The organism is Pseudomonas sp. Pseusp11 (genome assembly GCF_047304405.1).
Classification (GTDB): domain Bacteria; phylum Pseudomonadota; class Gammaproteobacteria; order Pseudomonadales; family Pseudomonadaceae; genus Aquipseudomonas.
Map to the genome: position 1 here is coordinate 33,675 of NZ_JBGLZF010000024.1, position 11,682 is coordinate 45,356.

Here is an 11,682-nt window from a genome sequence, read left to right on the forward strand (position 1 = left end):
TTGTTGGGGGCACGGTCATGCGGGAGAGTGGGATCAATTGAGTGCCTCAGGCAGCGGGTGCGGATTGACTCAGCACTTGAGCTGTAATGCTGGCTTGACCGATTTTCTCGCCCCGGTTGAACAGGTCGATATAGATGCGATTGGTTTTGAACGGCTGTTGTGCGTCAAAACCCGCTTGCGGTGCCAATGACAGCGGACTGTTCCTGGGGATTGGCCGATCCAGGGTGAAACTCAAGGCCAGCAGGTTCATCGGGGTGTTGAGTGGAATCCGCAGATGGCTGTGGGCAATTTGCATGTAGCACTGGCGGGCAACTTCGAGGAAATACACCATCGAATAGTGCTCGGGGTCGCCCTCCTGGAAGAAGTGCTCATCCGGCAGTTTGAGCGTGTCCACGCTCAAGCCCTGAGCGATGCCGCTCATGTCACTGACGATGACGTTTTCTTCCCTGGCCTTGTGCAGCAAGGCCTTGTCACGGCAGCGAGTGGCCGTGAACTCGCCGGCGGGCGATTTCTCGAACGCCGAGCTGTAGGCCATCCCAAGGACGCAGGTGCACATCAGCTTTCCGGCTTGCATGACCTTGGCATTGAACACCTGGGAGTCTTTTTCCTGTTCCAGATGCAGATCAATCACACCCTCCTTTTGTACGTATTGCTGGAACTTGATATTCAGGGTTTTGACATACGCGACTCGTCCACTCAGTGGCGGCATGGCGAGTTCAATCAGTTGCAACACGCCCTCGAGCAATAGAATGCCGGGGATGTGATCAAGAGGGTGATCGAAGAAATAAGGGTGCGCTTCATTCACCACGAGCTGGGCACGCAGTGACTGGGGGCCGCGCTGGACGTTGGTGATTACGACGTTTTCCGGGCAACGTTGCCAGTGCGCTGGGCGCTGGACTTCAGTGCCACGGTGCAGGGCGAAAAGACTCTCCATGGCGCGAACCCGGACACGCAGCCCTGAGAGCAGAGTGTTGGTCAGCATGTCGCTGAGTTGCAGCACGTCGACGCCGTCGTTTTGTGGTTCGCGGACAAGGCTGACAGGACGGGCAGGCGGGATCACCTGCTGCAGTTCGTGGTGGGCCGAGTGAGCAAAACGCAGGGTAAAGGGATGCTTGATGGCAGGAGCGGGTTCGGCCACCGTGCTCCATTCCCGAAGCTTTTCAGTAAACAACCACATCACTGCCTTGCCGGCTTCGCGAACCTCGATCACCGTGTGAGCCGATGCACTCAACATCACCGCCAACAGGGTTTCGATGCCACTGGCTTCAGCCAGGAAACCGGTAATCTCTTGCAGAGATCCACTGGCATGAGTCGCCTCAGGTTGCAGCTCGCAGACTTCAATGTTCTGGTATTGACTCCGCTCTTTGCCCAGCAGTTGGCAAGCCTCTTCCAGCGAGTTCGCGGCATGGGCGAGAACCGCCGCGCGGATCACCAGTAAAGGTTTGTCGCTGGCGTCTGGTTGATAGGGACGCAGCGCAATCAGCCCCAGTCCTTCACCTTGCACCGTCGCTGAATGTCGGGCGCGCTCGATCTCGATTTCACCGCTGATAAAGCGCCCTGCACCGAGCAACAGTGTGGTTATGCCGTTCTTGAACCATTGCTGCGATGCCAGCAAGGTTTGCCAGAACAGACCCGGGGTTCCGACCAGTGTTTGATGGAAACCCTTGAAGTCAAAAATCTGCGTCGGGTAGCCGGACAACATGTTTGGCAACATGGTTGCCACGTCCGCTACTTCCACGCCCGGTGGCGTGCCTTGAGCCTGGGAGTAGAAGGTGTGAGCGCTGCTGTACGCATTGCTGAAGCGTTCCCCACCCATGTTGCAGCACATGACCATCGCCGTGCCGGGTGAGCCGGCCACACCCGGCAGGCGTCGCAGCAAATGATTGACGCGATCGGTGATCAACAACTTGAACGGATCGACATGGGCCAGAGGTTTGGGGCCCATGCCGAAACCGTCGATATCAATGACGCGATCCTGCGCCAGGAATTGGCCCAGTAACGGCTGACCTGGGGCAGGGGAGTAATCAACGAAACGCCCATAAGGGAAGCTGACCGATGGCGCTGCCGGCCGATCGAGCTGTTGCTTGAATGACTGCAATGAACCGTGACTGCCGATCGCTGCTTCAGCCTCGACAATCGCGAGGTCCAGCATCAACACGCCGGGGGCGCTTAGAGGGACGGCAGGGCGGTTATCGGGAATATATTCATCCACCACCAGATGCGCATTGGCGCCGCCAAAGCCAAAACTCGAGATGCCTATACGGATCGCCGACTGCCGGTCCGCGAGGGGCTGTATCTGCTTTGTGGCCAGTCGCAGGCTGGTCTCGTCGACTTTTGCGCTGGTTCGGTAGTCGGGCTGAGGTGGAATCCCTTTGTGACGCAAGATCATCAGCGCCTTGGCGAGCGAAGCGCCTCCAGCGGCGGCCAGTGGGTGGCCAATGACGGACTTGATCGAACCGATGGTGATTTTTTTGCCGTCTGTGCAATGGGGGGCGAAGAAGCTGTTCAGCGAGTCCAGCTCTGTCGCATCACCCAGCGGAGTACCGGTGCCATGGGTTTCGATGTAGTCCACGTCATTGGGATCAAGACCGATATAGGCACGCTGGTAAGCCGTGTACTGGGCCTGTTTGCCAGGCGCAAACACTGAACCTTCGGCGCCATCGGCGGACATTCCCAATGCCCGTAAAACGCCCAGGGGGCGGCGCTGCGCAATCAGGGCCTGCGATACAGGTTCGACCAAAAAGGCGACTGCACATTCGCCCGGCACAATACCGTCAGCGTCCTGACCGAATGCCTGCATTTGGGCCCGGGCGGAAAAAGCGGTCAACTGCGAGAACCCCAGAAACAGTGCCGGTGGCAGCACGGTGTTCAGAGCCATGACAATCGCGTTATCCGCCTGTCCGCTATTGACCAGGGCCTGAGCCATGTCGATTGCATAGGGGAACGAACTACAGGCGGTGTCGACCGATAACGCCGGGCCACCGAAGGCAAAAGCCGCCGCCAGTTCAGCCACTTGTTCACCCGGCGTGTAGCCCTGTGGTGCTTCGGTTTTTCCGGACATGCCTGTGACGAAATAACTCTCGTCGCTCCAGGATGTTGCGACCACCAATGCGGTGCGTTCCTTGATCAGTGTCGAGCCTTGTCCGGCAAGCTGGGCGAGGAGTGTCTGCAGTACTTTCTTACCGATGGCGACCTGCCGTCCTTCATGCCGTGAAGGGGTTGATGCGTCATCGGTCAGGCAAAAAGCACTGTCCAGGTAAACGCGATCCTTTTCACCTGTCTTCGCTGAATAGATTGACGCCTTATCCAGTTCCCAGCGGGTCAGCATCGAATTGATCGGAGCGATCTGTCCTTGCGAGAGCAAGTGCCATAGCGCATCCGTTGACGGAGCCCCGGGAAACTCGCCGGCCATTGCGCTGAAGCAAAAGTCGCCCTCTGTTGTTACCGCGCCATTCATACCCTGTCTCCTGATTGCCAAAATGCTGGGTGATCTGTCCGATCACCCGGATTCCATGCCATTTTTTTACAGCGGCTCAGTGCTTCAGCTCAGTCGTGCCAGAAGCGACAAGGCGTCCTGCGGCGTACGACGCGACATCAGTGCTTCACCGGCAAACTCGCTGGCAGAGCACTGTTGCGCCATTGATTGGCAGAGTGCTTCTCGGGCAAAACCGTTGAGTCCCAACTGTGCAAAGGGCGTCTCAATGTCGATCGACTGTGGCGCGTCCGGGATCAGGGGGGACAGGGAGTTGAAAAGCAGGTTGCTTGCCTGCCCTTGGTCGTCCGTTGTGGCAGGTGCTTGCACTTCGGTAGCGGGTGTTGATGTCGACTCGGGGGCGGCCAGGGCGGCTTTAATCAGGGCGATTGTTGCCTGCGGATACTTGGCGTTGGCCAGCTCAGTGCTGTTGGCCTTGAGTTGCGGCCACAATGCGACGACCGACTCCAGGAAGTCCAGCTGCACGAGGGAGTCCAGGCCCAGGCTTTCATAGCTTTGTTTTTGGTCGATCTGGTCAACCGTAAAACCGGTGATATTTGCCAGTTGTTCCAGTACCCATGCTTCGACATCCACGGCAGGTGCCTGCGGATCGGCTTCAAGCCGCGCCAGCAAGGCGGTAGGAGTGGGGGCATCGAAGAGCTGCGAGGTGAGCTCTTTCTTTTCCGGGAAATGCTGGGCCAGGGATTCGAAAATATCGACCATGCCGAGAGAGTCGATCCCCAGGCTTTCGAAACTTTGATCGAAGTCGATTTGTTCTTTTTTGAATCCTGTGACCGTACTTATTTCGGCGCGCAGCCATTGCCCGTAGTTGAGGGCGGGTGTTTGTTCCGCAACAGGTGTCGATTCCAGTATTACCGGGTTCGAGTGTACGGGCTCCAGCACCGCAAGGTTTTTATTGACGGGGGCTTCAATCCCATTGGCATAAACGCCCTCGAGGACTTGTTGGTGAGCATTGAAGTAATGCGCGGTGACGGATTCTGCCTGCTCCAGCAAACGCATCAATATTGATTCTTTTGCGATATTGGACTCGCACAGTGAATCAATGATTTTTTCTGAAAGAGAAAAATAGCTGTTGGCTATTTTTCCATTGGACACGATGAATTCCTGCACAACATCGTTGAGTTGGAAGCGCATGAGGTTCTCCTAACCAAAGTCGGTATATGTTTTCTACAAACAAGAAATAACAAGTCTTGGCCCAGGGTTGGGCCTTGTGTGAATCAATGAACCAAGTTGGCAGTAGCCATATAGCGACTTAAAGTTGGAGTTCCACTGCGTCGATCTCGGAAGATGTTGTTTTTCTGGCTCCCTTGAGCAGCCCGGATCTTACGTTCAGATAAGTGAAGAGCGTTATTGCATCGGCTCCCTGGAAAGCGATGTAGCCGTCAGGACGAATCAGCATCAACGTGCCCGCTTTGGCATGGTAACGCTTGTGCAGCCGCCAATCGGGGTCCAGCAACGTCGAGTGCCAGGAAGGCAGTTCGGCGCTGCTCAGGGCATCAATAACGCAATAAGCCTTGATGCCCGGGTAGTCCTTCTCCACCGACTCGGCCAGCGAGTAATAGCCCGGCAACAACGGGGAAAACTGATCGGCTGCGCTGAAAATCAACAGCGTGAACGTTCCGTGGAACAAGTCGATCAAGCGCTTTGGCGGCATACCTTGCAGTTGCCACAACTCGACATCGGGAGCCAGTTGTCCGGCGCGAGGCACCGACGTCTGGAATTCAGGTTTCTTGCCTTTTTTATCCCAATTCATGCGCTGCTTTTTCGTCAGCGATTCCTGGATGTAATCACTCTTGCCGTAGTGGTACTGATGACCGGAAATCATCGACGGCAGTTTGCGCTGAACCTTGCGCCGGTTGCTTATCAGTGGCAGAACATTGTCGCGCAGCCAAACGAGGGCGCGATGCTTGACGGTAATCAGTCCGGTCAGTCGATGTGCCGTGTTCTCGACTTCCAGGGCCACCGGGTAGCGCTCTTCGTTGTAGCTTTCCAGCAACGATGGATCAGCCAGGCCCTGATCGACATAGGCCATTTTCCACGCCAGGTTATAGGCCTCGGAAACCCCCAGGTTCATCCATTGGCCACCGATCGGGCTGCCGATATGAGCCGAGTCGCCCACCAGAAACACAGAGCCTTGCTGCAACGACTGCACGCGGCGATGTTGGAAAGAGGCGATGGTGGTCGATGAAATATTGGACAGCGTCATCTTTTGCCCGCGTCCTTCGCACAACCGCTGAAAGTTCTCCAGGCTCAAGGAGGGGCGCTCACCTTCTGGCGGCAGGTTGTAGGGCATCTCGATGAAAAGTCGATAACGGGATTGAGCGCTGATCGGCGCGACCGCGACATAACCGTCCTGTGCACCCAGGAAGAAAGCGCCTTCGTCCTTACTTCCAGACCACTCGATATCGGCATCGGCGAGCATGAAGAAGCGGTCGTAGGACGATCCTTCGAAGGTCATATCAAGACGTTTTCTGATATTGCTGCGAGCACCGTCGCACGCGACCACCCAGCGGCTGGAAAAGGATTCGGCGCTGCCGTCCGCATGATGAAGCGTCATCTGCACTGAGCCCGGCTGGTTTTCTATATCGACCAGCTCGGTATTCCATTCAACATCTGCTCCCAACTTGTTCAGTCGCTCAAGCAGAATCTTCTCTGTCTGCGGCTGTGGCAGGCTGAGGAGCAGGGGATAGGTGGCGTCCAGGTAGGAGAAGTTGTAGTTCAGCACCCGTTTGGCGTTCGATTGCACCGAAAACTGGTTGATAGTGAATCCGTCGCTGATGGCCTGATCGGCAACTCCCAGATCTCGGAAAATTTCCAGGGTTCTGGAGTGGATGGCCATCGCTTTGGTAGCGGTCGAGGGACCGGCATTCTTTTCAATAATGCGAAAAGAGACGCCCCACTTTTTCAGCATGATTGCCAGGGACAGGCCAATCGGGCCGGCGCCTACGATCATGACTGTCGGGGTATTACCGGGTTGGCTGAAGTGCTTGGGGGCCAAAGTGCTCAGAGTGTTCATCGGTTAGTACCAGTTTCTGTAGAAGGGAGAGTTGGCAATGCCGAGCAGGGCATCGTCACCGGATGAATCCCCGTAGGCATAAATGTAAAAGTCATCAAGGTTGCTCAGGCAGCCCTTGAGCCGTGTGACTTTCTCTCTCTCAACACAGTTGGTACCTGATATTCCGCCGGTCAGTTTGTTCTTCGCAGTCGCCAGGCGGGTGCCGCAGACATAGTCAAACCCTGCTGCCTGACCCCAGGGAATCAGGTAGTTTTCCGGCGAGTTGCTGACCAGCGCAGTGACATGCCCCATGGACTGATGCCATTGCAGCCGGCGCAGGGCCTCGGGCCTGAGCCAGAGCGGTAGCAGCTCGCTGATGAAATACTTGGCATGCTCGCGTTCTTGCTCAACGGACAGACCGCCCAGATAGCAGGCAATGAATGCCAGTCGGGCTTGCATCAATGGCGTGATGCCAACGATTACACTGAGCATTTTGGGCAGCAGGGGAATGATCCTGAGCCAGAACGATCGGGTTCCCACGATATAACGCATGTAGCGCCAGAACGTATGTCTGTCGGTCAATGTGCCGTCAAAGTCAAACACGGCCAGTACCGGTTGTGTGCCATTAGCTTGCATGAATCTCTTCCTTGAGAGAGATGATCTCGATGGTTTTGGGCAACTTGAAGCCCGAGAGGTAGCGCGAGAGCAGGGTAGAGACAGCGCTCTGGGTCAGGTCGCCGCCTCCTTCAACGCACAGGTGCAGTACGTTGACTTCCTTGTTGTCCGGGACGATGTAAGCTTTCGCGCGCACCACGTCCGGGTGCTTCAGGGCAATGGATTCGATTTCAGTCAGGTCGACCATTTGCGCTTTGATCTTCGAGATTCGCAGGCGTTGGCAATAGAAGAACACATGCCCGTCGTCGTCCCGCCAGACCAGATCACCCGTGTGTAGCCAACCATCACGGAAGAACCGGGCATTGGCGTCCTCTGCATCGTTATAGCCGTCAATCACCATCGAGCCGCGAATCAGCAGTTCGCCAATGCGTCCAGGTGCGACATCCCGCCCTTCGGCATCGACGACCCTTAGTTCTACGCCTCTGATCGGTTGTCCCATGGCGCCGCGATGGACCTTGCCAATCGAGCTCTGGACAATCACCGGCATGCTCTCGGTCAATCCATAGCCTTGCAGCACCGGATTGCACCCCAGCAGCCTTCCCAGCTTCTCGGCTTCGTCTGCGGGTAAATGGCTGCCACCCGAATAAATCATCAGGTGAGGGTGCAACGGCAACAGCGCGCCCTTGCGTTTGGCCAGTCGTGTATTGAAGTAGCGAATGACGTCGGGCACCAGGCAGGCAAAGGTGACCTTATGCTGGGACAAGACTTCTGCCAGATCCCTGTTGAGCAGGGTGTTAGTCATTAACAGTGTGGCGCCCACGCTCAAGGGGAAAACCATCATCACCGACAGGCCGAAGATGGCGTACAGCGGCAGCGTCACCAGATGAACGGAACCGACACCTTGAAGATGAAACTGCTCATGCAGGCCATCACTCGATTGCGTCAGGTCAAGGTAGCGGTGAGAAACGGCCAGCGGTTTACCGATGCCCCGGTAGGTGAACTGTACCGAGACAATCGGATTGCCTTCGGGCAGTAACAAGGGCTCGGTCTGTCGGGGAAGCCGAGAGTCTGCCGTTGCGTTGTCGGGCAGGGGCGGTGACGGCTCGCTTGCGGCGTTCAACACCAAGGAGTGCTTAACGCCGCAGGCAGGTTGAAATGTCTCGCTATGCTGCTCGAATAGCGTTTCGGTGGTCACTACCAGCGTCGGTCTGGCGATGCTGATGACGCTGTTCATTTCGAATGGCGTCAGTTTGTAGTTGAGAATGACCGGAACCGCACCGCGACCGATGATCGCCAAATAGTAAGCGATGAATTCCACCCCATTGGGTAGAACGAGCGCTACTTTGTCGCCAGGCAATACATTTAATGCTGAGAGTGCGCCATTGCACTCTTCAGCCTTTATACGCAACTCACGGTAAGTGACGGTATCTTCTTCCGCGTCCAGATTCCTGATAGCAATGTGCTCGGGGAACGACTCTGAAAAACCGACGAACCGATGCAGAAAACCTTCTTTAGATGAAAGGCTTTTCATTTACCAACCTCTCTCAATCCTTGAATTTATGGTCAGACAAAAAAGTACTACAGAGGCAGGCTATATATAAATTGTTTCAATTAAGCATCAATGTAGTTATTTTTCCGATACCAATCCAGGGTATCGGTCAATGTTTCCGTCACGGGGCGAAACTTGCACTGCAATTCTTTCAGGCTTTTGTTGTGGCTGAAATGGGTGCGCCCTTGCTCTTGTTCCATGAGTTTGACAGTGGAAGTACTGATGAGCACCGGCTTTTTCGTGATTCGGTAATAACCTTCATAGATCAAGGCAATTATACGCAGCATGAACAGTGGCACTTTGCGCTCCGGCGCTTTTACGCCGCTGACACTGGAGAGCGCCTGGAAAATGCTTTTCATGTCCATGTGATTACCGGCTGCCAGGTAGCGTTCTCCGGATCGGCCGCGTGTGATCGCCGCGAGTTGATGCTCTGCTACATCCCTGGCATCGACAACGGAAAAACTTCCAGGCAGTACGCCGGGCAATTTTTTTCCGACAAAGTCGAGCAGGAACTGTCCTGATGAGGTCGGGCCGATGTCCCCAGGGCCAAACATCCAGCCAGGCAATACCATGGCAACGAACATGTCCGGGTGCCGTGCCAGGAATTCCTGAACTTTCTGTTCAGACAATATTTTACTCAGGTAGTAATCGTCAGCCTCCGATTCACTGCGAGACATGGTTTCATCGATCACCTGATCTTTATCGCCCTTCAAGACGGCAATGGAGGAGGTATGGACTGCACGACGAATGCCTGCGGCATAAGCGGCCTGCAACAGGCGCTCGGTACCGGTCACGTTAGTGTCATACAGTTTCTGCCAGTGCTTTCCACCTTTGTAACTATCGCGGAAATAGGCGGCCGTATGAAACAAGGCATCACAGCCTTGCAAGGCATGGCTGAAGGCGTCGACATTGAGCATGTCGCCTTCGACAAATTCGACAGGCAGATTGCCGAACTGCTTCTTGGCTTTTTCGACGGAGCGGACCAGTGCTTTTACTTTGATGTTTCGCTTTAAAAGCGCATGAACCACATTATTGCCGAGCAGGCCTGTAGCGCCTGTAACAAAGGCATATTCCATTAAAATCCAGCTCCTGTGGGGTAACCTGCTACTGCATTGAGATTGATGTCACCGCGCTCGATGCTTTGATCAGGCGGGGGGGCGTCAACGGCGGCAAGTAAAAACCATTCGGTATCTGGAAATCAAGCGGTATTTAACAGTCGCCACAAGGTCGACGTCCTTGAACCCGACCTGAAACACGAAAATCCTGCGGTTTAGAGCGTTGTCGACAACAGACATTCACCTGAATCGAGCGGATCGAGGTCATCGCAAGACATTTTCGCCGTCCGTCGCCTGCCTTCTGGGGGGAGTCAAAAGACACCCTGGCTGACTGGATTCATCAGGGGCACGCGTCAGGCTGGATACCAAGGCGCCTGAACGTGCGGGGCCCAATACATGGCATTTACATGGCACTCCTTAAAAGTTTAAACGCAAAGTGATTAAGAGGGCTTAGTATAAGATATGATAGTTAAAACAGGTTTGCGCAGTGAGTGGCAGATCCGTTGCATCCAGTTACAAATAGATTTGTTTGGCCAAAGGAGCCGAAGGCGTGATTAAAAAGAGATTAGGTCGAGAAGAAAGTCAGCAAGTAACAAGGGATAAGTTATTCGATACCGCCACTGACCTTATGGTGAGAAAAGGTTTTCACGCCACCAGTGTCAACGCTATTTCCGAGGACGCCGGCTTTTCGAAGGGGGCCTTCTTTTCAAACTTTACAAGTAAGTCGGACTTGCTTCTGCAGTTGACTCAGAGATTCAAGAGAGTTGAGATCGATCGATTGAGTGTCACCCTGACTTCAGGGTATTCATCGGAAGAGCTGACCCATGGATTGAATGCCTATATTGACACGCTTAAAAATAATACCAGTTGCGCGATTCTTGATGCTGAGTTGCAACTGATCGCCTTGCGTGATGAAGAGTTCTCAACGCATTACTACGATCTGCATCAGGAAAATAGTGAAGCCTTGGGTAAGTTGATAACCATCATATTTAATCATGCAGGCAAGAAGCCTCCTTTGGCGAATGCCGCTCTTGCAAGGACCTTCACCGCTTTGTCGGAAGGTTTGATACTGCAAGGGCATAAAGACCCGGCCTCTGAAATAAAACTGGTGTTGAACTCGCTTATCCAGACAGCAGAGCCCTTATAGAACGCTGCCATTCTTGTGATACATACGATATTCGCATGTCCGGGGCTCAGACCTCGGGCAGGATGCGAGCTGCCATGCCCATCTTTAGCGCACACAATAAGGTCTGCGCAGTAGCGCTCAGTGATTCTGGAACACTTTCAATCCTCGCTGTACGGCGGGCCTGGCTTCGATCGCGTCGAACCAGCGTGATAAGCGTGAAAGCACTGCCCAATCCAGCCGATCACGAAATGATGCTGCAATGGTAAAAGCGGAGATGTCCGCCATGGAGAACTGATCTCCGGCCATAAAGTCGTCGGTAAGAAACCGTTCTGCGTAGACGAGTTGTTCAATGACGCGTTGATCGATAACTGTGGCCGCATCATTAAATCCTGCCTGGCGCAGGGAAAATGCAGCATGACTGGGCCCGATGACGTCCGTTACGAAAAAGAAATAACGATCAAACACCCGGTCGCGTTTTGGTCCACGATGCGCTGGTGCGAGCCGACCCGGAGCTTTTGCATCAGCGAACTGAATGATTGCGTTCGATTGGTTAATGACCAGCGGTGGTGTCGATGAATGGTCGACCAAGGTTGGGACTTTTCCTGCCGGATTAAGCGCCAGGTACGACAAGTCGCGTTGCTCATTTGCCTGCAAGTTCAGTCTTCGTGCGGTGTAGGGGATACCTGCTTCCTCCAAGGCTATTGCAGCCCTCAGACTGTTGCCGGTAGGCGCGCCATACAGCTCTATTTTCGGGTTCATCAGACACTCCCTGAAAATGAATGGATGATTACTGGATGCTAAGTGAAAAGCGGCATACGCGCCTGTCTACAAGACCAGGCGCATACGCCC

Annotated in this window: 8 protein-coding genes; 1 reads left to right on the plus strand and 7 read right to left on the minus strand. The window is 54.6% G+C overall.

Annotated features, from left to right (window positions below; genetic code table 11):
• Positions 1-46: 46 nt before the first annotated feature.
• From ACCC96_RS19750 to ACCC96_RS19775, 6 genes are all read right to left on the minus strand, one after another.
• Positions 47-3,457 (minus strand): beta-ketoacyl synthase N-terminal-like domain-containing protein, encoded by a 3,411-nt coding sequence (locus tag ACCC96_RS19750; RefSeq protein WP_258673840.1) that lies wholly within the window; start codon positions 3,455-3,457, stop codon positions 47-49.
• 84 nt (positions 3,458-3,541) lie between these two features.
• Positions 3,542-4,627 (minus strand): acyl carrier protein, encoded by a 1,086-nt coding sequence (locus tag ACCC96_RS19755; RefSeq protein ID WP_018927946.1) that lies wholly within the window; start codon positions 4,625-4,627, stop codon positions 3,542-3,544.
• Between the two features lie 118 nt (positions 4,628-4,745).
• Positions 4,746-6,509: an FAD-dependent monooxygenase gene (locus tag ACCC96_RS19760; protein WP_258673841.1), complete on the minus strand. Its 1,764-nt coding sequence runs from the start codon at positions 6,507-6,509 to the stop codon at positions 4,746-4,748.
• A 3-nt stretch (positions 6,510-6,512) separates the two neighbouring features.
• The gene (locus ACCC96_RS19765) at positions 6,513-7,124 is read right to left on the minus strand and encodes an HAD-IB family hydrolase (protein WP_018927948.1); all 612 of its coding nucleotides are present in this window, start codon (positions 7,122-7,124) and stop codon (positions 6,513-6,515) included.
• Positions 7,114-8,634 carry a class I adenylate-forming enzyme family protein gene (locus ACCC96_RS19770; protein ID WP_258673842.1) on the minus strand — a complete coding sequence of 507 codons (1,521 nt, stop codon included), beginning with the start codon at positions 8,632-8,634 and terminating at the stop codon, positions 7,114-7,116. Before ACCC96_RS19770 ends, ACCC96_RS19765 begins: the two co-directional genes overlap by 11 nt.
• Positions 8,635-8,714: 80 nt before the next feature.
• Complete coding sequence (locus ACCC96_RS19775) at positions 8,715-9,728, minus strand: SDR family oxidoreductase (protein WP_019648982.1); 1,014 nt, start codon at positions 9,726-9,728, stop codon at positions 8,715-8,717.
• A 529-nt stretch (positions 9,729-10,257) separates the two neighbouring features.
• On the opposite strand from ACCC96_RS19775, the gene ACCC96_RS19780 reads away from it, so the two are divergent.
• A complete protein-coding gene (locus ACCC96_RS19780; RefSeq protein ID WP_258673844.1) occupies positions 10,258-10,854 on the plus strand; it encodes a TetR/AcrR family transcriptional regulator in 597 nt (198 codons plus the stop codon).
• Positions 10,855-10,971: 117 nt separating this feature from the next.
• On the opposite strand, the gene ACCC96_RS19785 is transcribed toward ACCC96_RS19780, so the two are convergent.
• On the minus strand, positions 10,972-11,592 hold the full coding sequence (locus ACCC96_RS19785; protein ID WP_019648980.1) for a glutathione S-transferase family protein: 621 nt from the start codon (positions 11,590-11,592) through the stop codon (positions 10,972-10,974).
• Between the last annotated feature and the right edge of the window lie 90 nt (positions 11,593-11,682).

What these genes read in the sequence shown, in the direction of transcription:
- ACCC96_RS19750 (WP_258673840.1), bottom strand. Translation starts at nt 3,457, where the DNA reads ATGAATGGCGCGGTAACAACAGAGGGCGACTTTTGCTTCAGCGCAATG.
- ACCC96_RS19755 (WP_018927946.1), bottom strand. Translation starts at nt 4,627, where the DNA reads ATGCGCTTCCAACTCAACGATGTTGTGCAGGAATTCATCGTGTCCAAT.
- ACCC96_RS19760 (WP_258673841.1), bottom strand. Translation starts at nt 6,509, where the DNA reads ATGAACACTCTGAGCACTTTGGCCCCCAAGCACTTCAGCCAACCCGGT.
- ACCC96_RS19765 (WP_018927948.1), bottom strand. Translation starts at nt 7,124, where the DNA reads ATGCAAGCTAATGGCACACAACCGGTACTGGCCGTGTTTGACTTTGAC.
- ACCC96_RS19770 (WP_258673842.1), bottom strand. Translation starts at nt 8,634, where the DNA reads ATGAAAAGCCTTTCATCTAAAGAAGGTTTTCTGCATCGGTTCGTCGGT.
- ACCC96_RS19775 (WP_019648982.1), bottom strand. Translation starts at nt 9,728, where the DNA reads ATGGAATATGCCTTTGTTACAGGCGCTACAGGCCTGCTCGGCAATAAT.
- ACCC96_RS19785 (WP_019648980.1), bottom strand. Translation starts at nt 11,592, where the DNA reads ATGAACCCGAAAATAGAGCTGTATGGCGCGCCTACCGGCAACAGTCTG.